Annotated in this window: 18 protein-coding genes and 1 other annotated feature; of the genes, 7 read left to right on the top strand and 11 right to left on the bottom strand. The window is 46.7% G+C overall.

Annotated elements, in window-relative coordinates:
• Window positions 1-20: 20 nt before the first annotated feature.
• Entirely contained in the window at window positions 21-1,013 is a 993-nt protein-coding gene (gene trpS / locus QF041_RS25925) for a tryptophan--tRNA ligase (protein ID WP_036605729.1), read from the bottom strand.
• Window positions 1,014-1,088: 75 nt separating this feature from the next.
• Window positions 1,089-1,356, bottom strand: a binding site (T-box leader).
• 245 nt (window positions 1,357-1,601) lie between these two features.
• On the opposite strand from trpS, the gene QF041_RS25920 reads away from it, so the two are divergent.
• Window positions 1,602-2,576, top strand: coding sequence for an aldose 1-epimerase (locus tag QF041_RS25920; protein WP_307416166.1), 975 nt, complete (start codon window positions 1,602-1,604; stop codon window positions 2,574-2,576).
• Between the two features lie 205 nt (window positions 2,577-2,781).
• Window positions 2,782-3,015 (top strand): alpha/beta-type small acid-soluble spore protein, encoded by a 234-nt coding sequence (locus QF041_RS25915; protein ID WP_017692382.1) that lies wholly within the window; start codon window positions 2,782-2,784, stop codon window positions 3,013-3,015.
• Between the two features lie 84 nt (window positions 3,016-3,099).
• On the opposite strand, the gene QF041_RS25910 is transcribed toward QF041_RS25915, so the two are convergent.
• Entirely contained in the window at window positions 3,100-3,510 is a 411-nt protein-coding gene (locus QF041_RS25910) for an O-methyltransferase (protein ID WP_237178528.1), read from the bottom strand.
• Between the two features lie 289 nt (window positions 3,511-3,799).
• Complete coding sequence (locus QF041_RS25905) at window positions 3,800-5,599, bottom strand: M3 family oligoendopeptidase (protein WP_307416163.1); 1,800 nt, start codon at window positions 5,597-5,599, stop codon at window positions 3,800-3,802.
• 339 nt (window positions 5,600-5,938) lie between these two features.
• Between QF041_RS25905 and QF041_RS25900 the strand changes: the two genes are divergently transcribed.
• Window positions 5,939-6,109: a YycC family protein gene (locus QF041_RS25900; protein ID WP_017692379.1), complete on the top strand. Its 171-nt coding sequence runs from the start codon at window positions 5,939-5,941 to the stop codon at window positions 6,107-6,109.
• A complete protein-coding gene (locus QF041_RS25895) occupies window positions 6,106-6,339 on the top strand; it encodes a hypothetical protein (RefSeq protein WP_017692378.1) in 234 nt (77 codons plus the stop codon). Before QF041_RS25900 ends, QF041_RS25895 begins: the two co-directional genes overlap by 4 nt.
• Before the next feature lie 12 nt (window positions 6,340-6,351).
• Here QF041_RS25895 and QF041_RS25890 read toward each other — a convergent pair whose 3' ends face one another.
• The 3 genes from QF041_RS25890 to QF041_RS25880 form a co-directional block, all read right to left on the bottom strand.
• Complete coding sequence (locus QF041_RS25890; protein ID WP_076211011.1) at window positions 6,352-7,083, bottom strand: DUF2225 domain-containing protein; 732 nt, start codon at window positions 7,081-7,083, stop codon at window positions 6,352-6,354.
• Window positions 7,084-7,126: 43 nt separating this feature from the next.
• On the bottom strand, window positions 7,127-7,504 hold the full coding sequence (locus QF041_RS25885) for a globin domain-containing protein (protein WP_307416162.1): 378 nt from the start codon (window positions 7,502-7,504) through the stop codon (window positions 7,127-7,129).
• Between the two features lie 244 nt (window positions 7,505-7,748).
• Window positions 7,749-7,913 carry a hypothetical protein gene (locus tag QF041_RS25880; RefSeq protein WP_155984997.1) on the bottom strand — a complete coding sequence of 55 codons (165 nt, stop codon included), beginning with the start codon at window positions 7,911-7,913 and terminating at the stop codon, window positions 7,749-7,751.
• Between the two features lie 152 nt (window positions 7,914-8,065).
• On the opposite strand from QF041_RS25880, the gene ylbJ reads away from it, so the two are divergent.
• Both ylbJ and QF041_RS25870 read left to right on the top strand, forming a co-directional pair.
• Window positions 8,066-9,319, top strand: a complete 1,254-nt coding sequence (gene ylbJ / locus QF041_RS25875; protein WP_307416161.1) for a sporulation integral membrane protein YlbJ — start codon at window positions 8,066-8,068, stop codon at window positions 9,317-9,319.
• A gap of 104 nt (window positions 9,320-9,423) precedes the next feature.
• A complete protein-coding gene (locus tag QF041_RS25870) occupies window positions 9,424-10,227 on the top strand; it encodes an NAD kinase (RefSeq protein WP_036673293.1) in 804 nt (267 codons plus the stop codon).
• 28 nt (window positions 10,228-10,255) lie between these two features.
• Here QF041_RS25870 and QF041_RS25865 read toward each other — a convergent pair whose 3' ends face one another.
• Window positions 10,256-10,675 carry a YutD family protein gene (locus tag QF041_RS25865; RefSeq protein ID WP_244988285.1) on the bottom strand — a complete coding sequence of 140 codons (420 nt, stop codon included), beginning with the start codon at window positions 10,673-10,675 and terminating at the stop codon, window positions 10,256-10,258.
• A gap of 14 nt (window positions 10,676-10,689) precedes the next feature.
• Window positions 10,690-11,589, bottom strand: coding sequence for a lipoyl synthase (lipA, locus tag QF041_RS25860; RefSeq protein ID WP_017692371.1), 900 nt, complete (start codon window positions 11,587-11,589; stop codon window positions 10,690-10,692).
• A gap of 240 nt (window positions 11,590-11,829) precedes the next feature.
• Here lipA and QF041_RS25855 point away from each other — a divergent pair, with 240 nt between their 5' ends.
• Window positions 11,830-12,900: a M23 family metallopeptidase gene (locus tag QF041_RS25855; RefSeq protein ID WP_076319835.1), complete on the top strand. Its 1,071-nt coding sequence runs from the start codon at window positions 11,830-11,832 to the stop codon at window positions 12,898-12,900.
• An 88-nt stretch (window positions 12,901-12,988) separates the two neighbouring features.
• Here QF041_RS25855 and yunB read toward each other — a convergent pair whose 3' ends face one another.
• The 3 genes from yunB to gnd all read right to left on the bottom strand — a co-directional run bounded on the left by yunB (window position 12,989) and on the right by gnd (window position 15,755).
• Window positions 12,989-13,867 (bottom strand): sporulation protein YunB, encoded by an 879-nt coding sequence (yunB, locus tag QF041_RS25850; RefSeq protein ID WP_307416159.1) that lies wholly within the window; start codon window positions 13,865-13,867, stop codon window positions 12,989-12,991.
• A 263-nt stretch (window positions 13,868-14,130) separates the two neighbouring features.
• Window positions 14,131-14,775, bottom strand: a complete 645-nt coding sequence (gene fsa / locus QF041_RS25845; RefSeq protein ID WP_036605718.1) for a fructose-6-phosphate aldolase — start codon at window positions 14,773-14,775, stop codon at window positions 14,131-14,133.
• Window positions 14,776-14,861: 86 nt separating this feature from the next.
• Window positions 14,862-15,755 carry a phosphogluconate dehydrogenase (NAD(+)-dependent, decarboxylating) gene (gene gnd, locus QF041_RS25840; RefSeq protein WP_062838007.1) on the bottom strand — a complete coding sequence of 298 codons (894 nt, stop codon included), beginning with the start codon at window positions 15,753-15,755 and terminating at the stop codon, window positions 14,862-14,864.
• Window positions 15,756-15,835: the final 80 nt, after the last annotated feature.

The raw sequence follows: 15,835 nt of genomic DNA, 5'->3' as shown, positions 1-15,835 counted from the left end.
AATGAAGATCTTGTTCAGGACTACTGTTTACGTCTCGGAACAAATCCCATACGTTCTTTCACTGCATCCAACGTTTGAGCAGCAACTTCTTCTGCACGACGGGCTGACGTATCCAGAACATCCGCCAATTCGCCAGATTCACGAATCTCATTATATCGTTGTTGTAGCGGTTCAATTACAGATACAACCACTTCAGCCAGTTCCTTTTTGAATGGACCGTACATCTTGCCTTCATAACGCTCAGCTACTTCCTTAAGCGTCATACCTGCACATTCAGCGTAGATACTCATCAGATTGCTGACTTCCGGTTTGTTTGCCGGATCATATACAACTTCACGTCCCGAATCTGTAGTGGCACGGCTGATTTTTTTGCGAATCACATCCGGCGGATCCAGCAGGGCAATATAGCTGCCAGCATTAGGGTTACTTTTGCTCATCTTCGAAGAGGCATCATCAAGTGACATTACCCGTGCACCCACCTGTGGGATATACGGATCTGGAATGGTAAAGTACTCCCCATAGCGGTGGTTAAAACGTCCTGCCAGATCACGTGTCAGTTCCAGATGCTGCTTCTGATCCTCACCTACTGGTACAAGGTCAGCATTGTATAATAAAATATCAGCCGCCATTAATGATGGATACACAAACAGTCCGGCACCAACGGAATCTTTACCGGATGATTTATCCTTAAACTGAGTCATGCGTTCTAGCTCACCCATGGAGGTCAGCGTTGTCATCAACCAGCCCAATTCCGCGTGCTGCGGTACATGGGATTGCAGAAATACGTTAGATTTCGAAGGATCAATACCTGCTGCAATAAACAGTGCAGCTACTGCTTCCGACTGTTCACGCAATGCTGCTGGCTCCTGAGCCACGGTGATGGCATGAAGATCAACCACCATGAAATGACATTGATAGTCATGCTGGAGTTTTACAAAATTTTTGATTGCACCAATATAGTTGCCCAAAGTGAGCTTACCGCTTGGCTGAATACCTGAAAGTACTGTTTTCATTGCACATAACGCCTCCCTGATTGTATATAAAAAAACTCCTGCCATTCTCTGCGAACGCAAAAAGGCCCCACATCCGCAAGGGACGTGAGACCGTGGTGCCACCCTTATTCGCTTTTCTTCGATTGCTCCTGACCCTGAATCAAGTCATGCCGAAGAAATGCCTTCATTGTTCCGTAACGTGGATTATACGGCAGACTCTAGTGGGGCAAGCCCATCTCTGGCTTAACCTGTTCAAACCTACACTCAAGGGTCCATTCGGTAAAGAGCTCACACCGGTTCACATCAACCACCGGCTTTCTGAAGAGGATTCTCTTGGCCTACTTATCCCTGTCATCGATTTCATGTCATTCAATTCTAATAAATGCTTTCAGAGTTCCATCTTAATGCGCACAGGCGCGAATGTCAAAATGAGTTGAACTTTTTTACCCGAGACATCAAAATCTGTTATGATGGAATTGCTTATCCTGTTGCCTGCTTCACACGAAATAGCGCAGGAAATAGCTGGCATGTACACAACGACACGCCTGCAGCAGTAGCTTCATCACAACTGCTTGCAGACAGATTTCAAGTGGGAAAAGGAGCATCGATATGAAACAAGTGACCAAAGGCCAATGGAATGGTTACGACACGTATATCCTACATAGCCGTGAAATGGAAATCACCCTGCTGCCGCGTCTTGGAAATAATATTATTTCTATTCGCGATTTAGTGCAGGACAGAGATGTCGTCCGCCGTCCGGATGAAGACGATCTTGCCTTTTATCTGCAGAAGCCGTACCACTTTGGCGTTCCTCTCCTAATTCCACCAGGGCGCATTCATCGTGGACAATTCGAATATGAAGGCGTTCGTTACCAGTTCGATCAGAACACGGCGAATGACAACCATATTCACGGTCTCCACCGTACCCAATCCTGGTGTGTCAGTGACATTGAGGAAGATGAAGACGGCTGTGCAATTACGACTGAATTACTGACCGAAAATGAAGAGCATTGGATGGCTCAATTCCCGATTCCCCTGAAACTTGAGATGACGTTCAGTCTGCAAAACGCTGTATTTAGCCAGCGTCTGCGAGTCACCAATCTGAGCTCAACACCTGCTCCTTTTGGGATGGGATATCATACATGGTTTTTGCTAGACGGCAAACCTGCCGACTGGACACTGCAACTGCCTGTTTCCGGAATATACGGACAGAATGAAGAACAACTACCGACAGGTGAATTGGAGTCCCTGGGTGAATGGTCTGCTCTGAACGAAGGCATCAATTTGCAGGGACGTAACTGGGATACTTTGTTGAAAGCTACCGAAGGTGAACCGGCTACGGCTTACTTACGCAGGCAAGATGGATATACATTGAAATATTCAGCAGATGAAGCATTTTTCAAACATTGGGTTCTCTTTACCAAAGGTGAATCCGATCAGTTTTTGTGCATTGAACCGTATACTTGGCTCCCGGATGCACCTAATTTGGCTTTATCGGATGAACAAACGGGGTTGATTCGCTTGGAACCGGAACAGCCTGTTGAGTTATTTACACGTATTGAGGTTATACCTCCTACAGACTAAACGAGCTGATCATACTCTATTTTGCTTTTACGCATATCACCCTATATTTTGATATCCAAATACAACTTGTCGACCCGCATCGGGTCGGCTTTTTTATGTGTCCTGTGCACTGATATTTATCCATATTTTCCCTTACGCCATATCATGTATATTTCCTTATTCTCTAACCATACTAACATCACCAAGCCATAAGGAGGTGACACATATGTACGGAGGTCAAAACCAAGGTAGCGGTAGCCGCTCCAACAACCTGGTTGTTCCCCAAGCAACTGCAGCATTGCAACAATTGAAAATTGAAGCTGCACAAGAGCTGGGTGTAACTATTCCACAAGATGGTTACTACGGTAACTATACTTCTCGTGAGACAGGTTCTCTGGGTGGATACATCACTAAACGTCTGGTACAAATCGCTGAGCAGCAATTATCGGGTCGTTCGTAAGCTCGTAATTATTGCTTGAGCCTAAGCAATCCAAAAGTAAAAAGCGGCCTTCTTCGGAAGTGCCGCTTTCTCTTGTGCAGATAATTATGAGGTCGACTCCACATCTGAATCCTTGTATGTATTGGTTCTAGGGTAACGAATCATCAGGCTCGCCATATTGTAATTAGACTCCATCGTTGCATCTACCAAAATCATACCTTGTCTTACTGTGAAGTCGTACGATATTTCGCCATGCGTCCAATTGCGTTTGAATTTCAACGTCTCCAGTGCCATTGCCCGGAAAGAAGTTCTCTGGGTTTCGTTTAACCCCCCTTCCTCCACATCCATCTGCCCATCTCGTCCAGCTATCGGATTATGTCGAATACCAAATTTCCCAATTACGTTGTTTCGTATTTGCACAAAAACTACCCCTGAATCTAATCCTGATAACTCATGATCAAGTTCTTTGAATACCAGATCCAACTGTCTCGCTAATGAAAGCTCATCAATTTTCATATTAACACTCTCCTTATATGCTTATAGTCCTATACATCAAGGACTTACGACTCATTATATGACATCATATGTGCTCATTCAACAAACAACGGCAAAGTTGGGTATTTCTAACTATAATTTGCACAATTAATTGCCATTTCACTTCCTTAAACTGAGCTTTTTCACTTAATTACGACAAAATCTTCGCGAATCGAAAATGAGGATTCTGTACAAAAAAAGGCTGCAATCCCGTGTCTGTTAACAGGGGATTGCAGCCTCTTTCATATATATTCAACCTATTATATTCAACCTATTTTTCGGTCGCTGTCATCTGTAGAAACTGCTCAATATCGGCAATAACCAAGTCCGCAGCATTTTGCCAGAATTCCGGTTGTGTCAGGTCCGTACCCAGATGTTTCTGAGCAAGTTCTTCGACCGTCATACGCCCTGTATCCCGCAACAAATCATCGTATTTATCTGCAAATGCTGTTCCTTCCTGCTGTGCTCTCGCATAGATTCCCGCACTGAACATATACCCAAACGTATATGGGAAATTATAGAATGGCACACCAGTCAGATAGAAATGCAGTTTGGATGCCCAGAAATGAGGATGATCTGATGCAAGTACACCGCAGAATGCTTCCTGCTGCGCCTCCACCATTAATTTGGATAATTCATCCGCGTTGACCAGCCCTTTTTTGCGTTGTTCATAGAAACGATTCTCAAATAGGAACCGGGCATGGATGTTCATGAAGAAAGCCACACTTCGCTGTATCTTGTCTTCCAGCAAAGCCAGCTTCTCTTGCTCATCTGTTGCCGCCTGCACCAGGGCATCTGCTACAATCAGTTCAGCAAACGTGGATGCTGTCTCAGCCACATTCATCGCATAACGTTGATTCAATGCAGGCAACTCTTCCATAATGTGTTGATGATATCCATGACCAAGTTCATGCGCAAGAGTCGACACATTAGATGGTGTCCCAGAGAAGGTCATGAAAATCCGGGTTGCTTTGCTAAGTGGCAAAGACGTACAGAATCCGCCTGGACGCTTGCCAGGACGGTCTTCTGCTTCGATCCAACGTTTCTCAAAAGCCATCTCTGCAAACGAGGAAAGTTTAGGACTGAACTTGGCAAACTGTTCAACAATATTGATGGCTGCCTCATCGTAAGTGATTTTGCCACTCGATTTACCTACAGGTGCATCTACGTCGCTCCAGCTGAGCTTGTCTACCCCCAGCAGTTCTGCCTTGCGCTCCAGATATTGAACAAGCGCAGGTTTCGCACCATTAATCACATCCCACATCGTATCCAGTGTCTGACGTGACATCCGGTTGATGGCCAGAGGTTCTTTGAGGATATCATCCCAGCCACGTTTCTCATATAACTTCAGACGGAATCCTGCGAGGTGGTTCAGTGTATCTGCACAGAAATCTTCGACATCGGTCCAAGCCTGCTCCCAGTTTGCGAATACCGTCTCGCGTACATTCCGATCACTATCGCTCAGCTTGTTGGCAGCCTGTCCTGCGGAGAGCATCACCGTTTCCCCATCTTGCTCAAATGGAATGTTCACCTTGCTGACAATCGTGTTGTAGAATTTGCCCCAACCATGGTAACCATCCACACCCAGATCCAGAGCAAGACCTTCCAGTTCCGGCGACAGCTTCTCACGTGCCAGCGTGCGACTCTCGTTCAGTACAAATGCCAGCGGCTGAATATCTTCCCGAGCAATCCAACCGTCCCACACCAAATCCGATGTCTGACTGAGTGTATTATCGAACTTCGATTTGCCGCCGTTCAGCATCGCTGCAATAGAACTGATTGCGCCCTGAAGCTGCGTTGCCTTTTTGTCCTTCTGGTTTTGCGATGAGAGGCAGGATACAAACGCAGAACCTTCCGATACGCGGATATAACAGCTTTGCAGCAGTTCCAAAATGGGATCAAATACAGCCGTCTCTTCTAATGAAGTCGGTGCAGGTGTTTCGTTCAACAGATGTTGCAGTTTACGTACATCCTCTTCCAGTTCAATCAGATACGCAGCAAATGTCTCGGAGGAAGAACCTCCACTAAAAATGGACTCCAGGTCCCATACGGGGTGTAATGGCGTTTTCATTTAATAAGGCACCTCTCTCTATAAATTGGATGGTTAGGATTGAATTAAAAACTGGTTTTCTGTCAGCCATATCTCTATACTAGAGAAATAGCTACAGAGGTTGTTCAAAAAGTCCACTTTTGATTACGAATCATGCCTAACGGCATCATCAGCATCGAATATGAAATTCAGCCGAAATAAGCGGATGCTTACGAAGGTTGTTTCCTTTGGAAACAATGTAGTTGCTCACGTAGTTTGCCTACGCTCCGCTACTCCATTTCTAGCTTCATTCCATCTTCTCGGTACTGAAAACCAGACTTTTTGAACATGTATTCATAGTAACTTTCAGGAGGTAAATGTATGAAACCTTTACAAGTATCGGCTGATACAGCCGTCAAATTAGCAGAATCCCTGGGCGTACCTTTGGAGCACCTGATGCACATGCCCCAACATATCCTGATGCAGAAGATTGCGGAACTCGCCAAACAAGAAGCCTCCAAACCTTCCGCACCAGAAGGCGAACAAGAATGATTCCGTTTGAGAACAGCTGGCCTTACGATATTGTGATGGGAGACATCTATGTACAGCAATGTCCCTACTGTCATGCAAGCAACGTGCTGCTCCCCCTCAAACCCAAAGAGCTTGTGCTCATTCGCGAAGGCAAAAAGAAATTACTGGTCTTTCCTTGCTGTAATACAAGCATGACCGTGATCGACAACGACAGTGACTATTTGTTATCCAGCCGTCCTGTCCGTAACTAATGTAAGATCAACTTAGAGGGGGCTGCGCTTTGCAGCCTCTTTGTCTGTTTCCAGCATCTCTTCAGGGAGTTCCAACTTACTTGAAATCATCTGCTCACGCAGCACGGCCCACTGTTCCCTTGAAGCACGAATCATGGCCGCATCTGTGATCCGCTTGTCATGAATGACCTTGCTGAACCATTGCACTGCTTCATTAAACCTCCCTACCCTGCGGTTCAATTCCCCGAGCAAATACAACAGTTTGGCTTCATTGCCACCCGTTCCTTCACGTTCGAACACCTTCACATAGGCTTCAAGGCTAAATTCAAGAAAACGATGTTCCTGTGCATGGTCCTCCATATAACGATACAACCAAGCTATATGATGCAACAGACCAGCGACGACACGATCTTTCTCCTGGATAACCTGTGCGCACAGCAAGGCAAGCTTGTACGTAGCCAGCGCCTGTTCCAGTGTTCGTGCTCCGCTATAATCACGTTTAACCCAGCGGTTACCGATCTGTTCCTTAAAAGCCTTGCGCTGAGCATCATTCAAATGCTCCGTTGCGTTCTCCGTCGAGGCAAACCCGCACTGCGGACAGATGCGAACCACATAAAAATCTGGATTCTCCAGCTTGTAGTACGCACAAAAATCCGAATCCGTCCGGTAGGGCCTTTTCAAACTCGGTCTTACCCGTGAGGTCTCATACTCGGTTTCGCAATAATGGCAGGTGACTTTCACCTTATACAGCGGCTCTAATTCCAATCTCTTCCATCCCTCTCCCGTACGCTCGTAATCATATTCGGAACTATGGTGTATTCACAAAATGATGTGCAGGCCCGGATAAACGCTGCAGGATAAACGAATGCAAGGGCTCCTCCACACCAATCTGTGTTAAGGCTTGATCCATACATGCAAGCCAAGCCTCAGCCCGTTCAACCGTCACTTCAAAATGCATATGACGGGCACGCATCATCGGATGTCCAAACGCCTCGGAAAACAGCCCTGGGCCTCCAAAAAACTGAGACAAAAACATATACTGCTTGTTGATGACCGGCTGAATATCTTCCGGGAAAAGCGGAGCCAGCTGCTCATTCTGCTGAACGATCGGATAGAAAGCCTCGACCAGTGCGCGAACACCTTTCTCACCGCCAAGATTGTCATAAATACTTAAACTGGGATTCATTCGTCTGATTCCCCTTTCTGATGTCGAATTTTGCCATATATTACACGTTCCGTGAACATTGTGAAAACAGTAACAATATCCAGGCCACAAAAGCCTTTATCTCCATTCTATCAAAAAAAACCAAAAAGTCCTATATAACATGAAATCATCAGGACCTGTAAGCTGCCATCTGTATATAGGACCTTATTCAAAACGTAACACAAAAAAAGCGCCAACCGTTTGGGTTGGCGCACTAGATATTCCATTAATAACTCCGCCAGTCCTCTTCCTCAGAGCGTACCAGCGAGGCACGTATCACATATACAAAAGCACAGACCAGGATTCCGGTGACAAGACTCATGATCATCACTCCATCCGAATTGAATTCCACCTTGGAGACAATTAGGTGACGTTCAGGCGTTTTTCTCATTTTAGCACACATCACTCAAAAACACAGCCACTTTTGCAAGCGCTTTCTACGTATAATTTTGTACTGTTTGTCCACTTTTTTTCATATATTGATGGCAATAACATCACAGACTTCCGCACATCGACCATTCCAAAAATAAAGGAGAAGAATTCATGGCTGCTTCACAACGATTCACCCATGTCCTGGTCACACTCGCTCTCCTGATCCTTTGTGTGTTAATGGTCTTGTATCCAGCGGAAACCTGGCATGCAAGTGTACGCGGACTGTCCATCTGGTGGGACGTATTGTTTCCCTCCCTTTTTCCTTTTTTGGTGCTGTCCGAGCTGCTGCTCGGCTTTGGCATTGTTCATTTTCTAGGTACCTTGCTGAATCCACTGATGCGTCCATTGTTTCGTGTTCCCGGAAGCGGTGGTTTTGTATTTGCCGTGAGCTGTGCATCCGGGTATCCTACAGGGGCGAAACTGACCGCCCAGTTATGGGAACAAAAGCTGGTTACCCGGGAAGAAGGAGAACGGCTCGTTGCCTTCACTACATCATCCGATCCGATCTTCATGATTGGAGCGGTATCGGTTGGGTTCTTCCATAATGTCGCCATTGCTCCAGTATTGGTTGCGAGCCATTACGCTGCAGCTTTTCTGGTGGGTATGCTCATGCGTTTTCACGGGGGTACAGCAAAAGGCTCACAGCCAGACATCTCTTCTGGATCTCCATCGGAGGGGATACCTAGAAACAGACTGGTCCGGGCCATCTATGCGATGCATGAAGCAAGAAAGGCTGACGGACGGGCATTCGGTGAACTGCTGCGCCAGGCAGTCTCCTCATCCCTTCGCCTTATTATTATCGTAGGAGGGCTGGTTGTATTCTTCTCGGTCATGATGGAGTTGCTTGTCCAGACCGGTTGGCTTGGCGGATTATACGGCATAACCGAGCAATTGTTACGACATAGCGGACTGCCTCCATCCTTATCTCCTAGCTTGGTCGGTGGGCTGTTTGAAGTAACGCTGGGGAACAAAGAGGCTGGGAGTGCCGGGGCATCCATCCCACTCGTCTATAAAGTAGCAGCAGCAGCCTTTGTTCTCTCCTGGGGCGGATTATCCGTCCATGCACAGATTATGAGTGTTCTTAGCAACACACCCATGAGATACGGTCCATTTCTATTTGCCAGAGCAATCCATGCGCTAATCGCACCTGTGCTGGTCCTGCTGTTGTGGACACCCATGATGGGGCGTTCCTCTTCACCCGTTCTTATGGAGCCCGGTTTCATCCCATCGTTATCAACGTATACACCGGACTGGGGACTGATTTTCTTATCCGGAATGATTGTTTTTGTAAGCCTCATCGTGTTGTTGTTATTCCTTGCGATATTAAGTTCCATTCTCAAGCCTAGACGACATGCCAAAAAATAAGTCAACGATTCATCTATATTTAACTGAATATGCGCCCAAACGTTGTGTTCTTCCGCGGAATTGATTATCATCGGTAGTATAATGACCACAAAGGAGCTTTCATCTTGAGATACTATGTTCAAGACCGCGGAGACCAGTTATCGATTGATCTCAGTCAGCAGTTTCATGCGCTGGCGAAGGAAGAAGGGTTCAAGCTGGATGCAGAATCGCCGGAGATTGTTATCTCCATCGGGGGCGATGGTACGATGCTGCAGGCATTTCACAATTTCATCGACCGTATTCCGGATATTGCTTTTGTTGGGGTTCATACAGGCCATCTCGGCTTTTACGCCGATTGGAAGAAGGAAGAATTACGCGAGTTAGTCAGGCTGATGAGTGGCAAAGGAGATCCGGAGCGTCTCAAACCACGCATTGTACAATACCCGCTATTGGAGCTTGAGATCCGGAAAAAGTCAGGGAATTCCTCTTACATCGCCCTTAATGAATTTACGTTAAAAGGTGTAGACGGTACCGTCGTGGCCCAGGTCGATATTAACGATGTGACATTTGAGATGTTCCGTGGGGATGGCATCTGTGTATCCACACCATCAGGCAGTACGGCATACAACAAGGCCCTTGGGGGTGCCATGGTTCATCCAACCATCGAGGCCATTCAGATTGCGGAGATTGCATCGATTAATAACCGGGTCTATCGGACACTTGGTTCACCGGTTATTTTGCCCAAGCATCATCATTGTGATATTTTCTCCCGCAAGGATCAGCGGTTACTGATGACCATTGATCATGTGAATGTGATGGTGGAGGATCTGATCTCCGTCCGTTGTCAGGTATCCAGTCACAAGGTCAGTTTCGCACGTTTCCGCCCTTATCCATTCTGGAACCGGGTTCGCACGGCATTTCTTGACTAAAATACGCACACCAAAAAAGCGGTCCTTCTCAGGAACCGCTTTTTGCTTTGGCTTGAGGTTGATCTTTGCTCTTCTGAAGCACAAAGTACGCACAGCCAAAGTTACAATATTCATTGATATAATCCACCATACTGGCGATTGTGGAATCCTTTGTCGCTTTTGGATGGTTATCACGGTAAAAACCTTTTAACCTTAACTGGCTATAACCCCAGTCTCCGATAATATAATCATAACGCTCCAGCACTTCGCTGTAACGATCACGGAAAACCTCTGGATTCCAGCCTTCTTTGTGGTTCTGGACGATTTCATAATTTTTGCCGCCGATCTGTACAATGACCGGTTCTTTGGGCTTTTCTTCAACTGACTCAACAACCGATTCCTGAGCCGGCTCCTGGATCTGTTCCTGAAGTTGGTCCTGAATCTGTTCTGTGTTTTTTTCTTCTTCCAATCCGGTATCCTCCATCACGCGTGTGTTGCCGCCTGTTCAGCATGTTTGGTAGCCGATTTCACCTGTTCATGCGCATGGTAGGAGCTGCGTACCATAGGGCCAGATTCGACGTGGCTGAATCCACGTTTTAATCCTTCCTGTTTTAATGCAGCAAACTCCTCTGGCGGATAATACTTTTCAACATACAGATGTTTCTCCGATGGCTGCAAATATTGACCAATCGTCATAATATCACAGTTCACCGCACGAAGATCATCCATTGTTGATAAAATTTCATTATATTCCTCACCTACACCAAGCATAATACTTGATTTCGTAGGGATGTTAGGTTGCATTTCTTTGGCACGAGCAAGCAATTCCAGTGAACGTTTATATTTCGCCTTGGCACGCACTTTGTCTGACAACCGCTCAACCGTCTCAATATTGTGATTCAGGATGTCCGGTTTGGCATCCATTACAATCTGCAAAGATTCCCGATCGCCCAGAAAGTCTGGAATGAGTACTTCAACGCTGCACAATGGCAACCGCCGCCGTACGGCCTTTACCGTCTCTGCAAAGATCGTAGCTCCCCCGTCTTTCAGATCGTCACGGGCTACACTTGTAATTACGCAGTGTTGCAGATTCATCTGCTCTGCTGCTTCCGCCACACGTTCTGGTTCCTGCAAATCAAGCTCCGTTGGCAAACCCGTATTCACCGCGCAAAAACGGCATGCCCTTGTGCAAATATCGCCCAAAATCATAAAAGTGGCCGTTCGATTGGCCCAGCATTCATAAATATTCGGACACCGCGCTTCCTCACATACCGTATGCAGCGTTTTGGAACGCATCATCGTTTTCATTTCCTGATAGTTATCGCCGGTTGTCAATTTGATCCGAATCCAATCCGGCTTCGGTTCTTTAACACGTTTAGCCAATGCATAAACCTTCTTTCTACTGAAGTTAGGCTGTTGCTCGGAACATATTATACCATGAAAGCGCTGGAAAAACCCCCATTTGTCACATCTTGTGCATTCATGCCCGATATGGACAATTTGTATAATTCGATTCCCCCCAAGAGCTTACATGGATAAAATGAGAACTTTTGAAGAACGCTAACCTTTAGCTTGGTTCATCGGGTACCTTGTATCATTCTAATGGAAAGGGGCTGCTTCCCAGTGCAACAACGCTTGACCTTCAGGCACACGTACCGCTTTTGGATCAAAACATTACTTGCAGGTACTCTGCTTCTCCCATTCTTGCCTGTTGAAGTTTACGGTGAACCCGCCCAGGCCGCTCCCAAACCACAGGCTGCCGAGTTAAAACCCGCAGAAATTTTCGCTGCACGTCGCCATTTATATGAAACCATCGGTCAGATGACCCAGATTCCCTGGTACAGGCTTGCCGCCATTGATCAGTATGAACGAACGATTACTCGCGCACACCCAAAGGATCGCAAGCATCCGGAGCGGCTTACGGGTATCTTCATGACCCCTCCGGCCTGGAGAGGATGGCTAAATCCGGATGAGACGGATCAACATCCGGAATCCATTCTTTTTTTCAAAGGATATGGGCGTGATGGTTCAGGAGACGGTATAGCGGATGCCAACAATGATCAGGATGTGCTGTACAGCATGGCTTCTGTTATTCAAGGTTACGGAAACAAGCAAGAAGACTTCAACATTGCCTTGTGGGAATATTATCACAACTCCCGTGCTGTGCAACGGATACAGCAATTCGCGAAGTTATATGAGCATTTTGACAATCTGGATCTATTCGGACATGCCTTTCCGGTCCCACTCGGAACTAACTACTCCTATCGAAGTACCTGGGGGACAAAAAGAAGCTGGGGCGGTTATCGCATTCATGAGGGAACGGATATTTTCGCTCCGCATGGCCTGCCTGTGCGCAGTACCTGTTACGGGGTCGTGGAGATCAAAGGCTGGAACCCGTTTGGCGGCTGGCGCATCGGCATTCGGGATTTGAACAACCATTATCATTACTACGCTCACCTCTCTGGTTTTGACAAAAGTGCACGCATCGGTGAAGTTGTAATCCCCGGTCAGGTTGTAGGTTGGGTTGGCAGTTCGGGTTACGGGAAACCTGGGACACAGGGCAAATTCCCTCCGCATCTGCACTATGGGATCTACCGGGACAGCGGACTGCACGAATGGTCGTTCGATCCTTATCCACAGCTGAAACATTGGGAACAGGATGAACGCAAACAAAAGAACAAGAAAAGTAAGTGAGACAAGGATATGCACGATCAGCAAAGCGAAAAAGGGACCTCTTTAATAGAGGCCCCTTTCTTTGCTTAGTAATTCAAATTTGTGTGTATCATGGGTGCGCGTCCTTATTGAGCTGTAATCCCCCATTCACATCAGGCAGATCATCCGGCTCAATTTCAAGTTCATTCTCTTGCAAATGGTCTGACGGCGTCTGTTGCTGGTTCTGGCTAGGGGGATTCGTAGTTACTCCATTACCGCTTGATACCCCCGTATGACCTGATGGCAGGGCAATAGCTGGGGCATTACTGCCGTTACTGCCCACTGGCTTGCCCTGATTATCGTAATAATACATTGGCACATCCCCAACAACCAGAAGGTAGGAAATCGGGATTTCCGTATCGACCGTTTCGGGCTCCATGTCGAATGGCACCACGACCGCGACCTCAGCAATGATATGAATGTACACTTCCACCAAAATCATGTTAATACCCGCATTTTGCTGACGGGTGTTCAGGTCCACTTTGACAGCGCCTTGAGGCTCAATACGAACCGGTATACTCGGGCCAAATGAAGCCAGCACCGGACTGCCCAGCGCCTGCCCCAGCGGGATTTTTTCTTTTAACATGTGTACATTCTGCAGCGTGGATTGCACAATATTCATAGTACTTGCGGTGATTCGCATATGCTCATTGTAGTTCAGCATGAAACCGGACACTTTCCCGGCGGTATCCGTCTTCCAGTCAATCAGCCCTTCGTTGGTTTTGCCATCTGCAACCTGTGCTGTGATCGCCTTGTTGATCGCTTCAGTTGCAATCTGCTTCACTCTGATCTTGGCCAAGTGCATGATGGGGGGCTTCATTTTCTTATCCACATAAGCAAAGCCCTGCATCAAACAAAACGCGGTGACCAATAAAATGATCAACCACATTTTGCGTTTGCCGCTTGGCGGCTTACGGCGTCTCCGGCTTCGCCATTTTCTTCTCATCATCGAAGTGTCCCTCCCCTACGGGATGAGCTATAGGCTATATGTTAACCTTATGCACCGTTGTCCCGAAAAAGAAGGACAGTACGTGGACACTGGATAGAAAGTAACAACAACATGAAAGGGACAAGTACTCCTCATTGGCTAAACTAACCGGAAATCGGAAACACATAAACAGAGATAAAAAAAACCTTTCGCCCGCAGATTACTCTGCTAGGCGAAAGGTTTTATGTTCAGACCACCCAAAGATTCAGGCCAGGTCTATCCTTTTATTTCGGAACAGATTCCCAGTCTTTCAGGAAACGTTCAATCCCGCTGTCCGTCAGTGGGTGTTTCCAAAGTGTCGGCAGAAGCGAACCCGGAATGGTGGCAATATGCGCACCGGAAAGGGCTGCATCCTCTACATGTTTGATATTGCGAATGCTTGCTGCGATAATCTCGGAAGGCAGATCATACATGTCCAGAATAAGACGCAGATCACGAATCAATTTCATACCATCCACCGCAATATCATCCAAGCGACCAACGAATGGACTGATGTAGGTTGCACCGGCTTTCGCCGCCATCAGGCCCTGTGCTGCTGAGAAAATCAGCGTTACATTGGTTTTGATCCCTTTTTGCGTCAACTCATGACAAGCGTACAGCCCATCTTCGGTCATCGGCAATTTAATGACTACATTTGGTGCCCATTCTGCAATTTCATAAGCTTCCTTCAACATATCCTCGGCTTTGAGACCGATGACTTCAGCACTGACCGGGCCTTTAACAACGCCACAGATCTCCTGAATGACTTCTTTAAATACGCGACCTTCTTTGGCGATCAAAGACGGGTTAGTCGTGACTCCATCCACCAGACCCAGACGTTCGATCCGTTTGATTTCTTCCACATTCCCTGTATCCAAGAAAAATTTCATGATATGTTCCCTCCACTTGATGAATTCGTAAACACGATATAAGTCATTACCCGATTCTCATCATATGTTAACAGTTATATATAAAATTAATTTTTCTCTACAGCGTGACCGCCAAATTCATTACGCAATGCTGCTACCACTTTACCTGTGAATGTATCTGTCTCCAGGGAGCGATAACGCATCAGCAAGGACAAAGCGATAACCGGTGTTGCGGTTTGAAGGTCAAATGCCGTTTCTACCGTCCAACGTCCTTCACCGGAAGAGTGCATTACACCTTTAATCTCATCGAGGTTTGCATCTTTGGAGAAAGCACGTTCTGTCAGCTCCATCAACCAAGAGCGGATAACGGAACCGTTGTTCCATACGCGAGCCACTTGTTCGAAGTCGAAATCAAATCCACTTTTCTCCAATACGTCAAAACCTTCACCGATGGATGCCATCATACCGTACTCGATACCATTGTGAACCATTTTGAGGAAGTGACCGCTGCCCGCTTTACCAGCATACAGGTAGCCATTCTCCACGGAAGTATCTTTGAATGCCGGTTCAACGATTGCCCAAGCTTCCGGGTCTCCACCGATCATATAACATGCTCCATTACGTGCGCCTTCCATACCGCCAGATGTACCTGCATCCATGTAGTGAATGCCTTTAGTTTTCATCTCTTCGTAGCGGCGGATGGATTCTTTGTAGTGGGAGTTACCCGCTTCAATAATGATGTCGCCTTTGGACAACAATGGGCTCACTTCAGCCAATACAGCGTCTACTACGTTGTGGGGAACCATGATCCACAATACACGTGGGGATTCGAGCGAAGCCACCATCTCTGCGTATGAAGATACGCCTTCAGCGCCGTATTCTTTCATTTCATTTACTGCTTCAGCGTTCAGGTCAAAAGCAACCACTTCGTGTTTGTGATCAATCAGGTTTCTCCCCAGGTTCAATCCCATTTTTCCTAATCCGACAAGTCCAAGTTTCATTTCAAAATCCTCCTGTTATGAACAATGTTTAAATTTCATTTTTGTTGCAGAGCGCCAGACTACATTGCCGTTTCGCAGCA

The sequence above is a fragment of the Paenibacillus sp. W2I17 genome (assembly GCF_030815985.1).
Classification (GTDB): domain Bacteria; phylum Bacillota; class Bacilli; order Paenibacillales; family Paenibacillaceae; genus Paenibacillus.
Note: the sequence above shows the minus strand (reverse complement) of the source record. Positions and strands in the feature narration are given on the sequence as shown.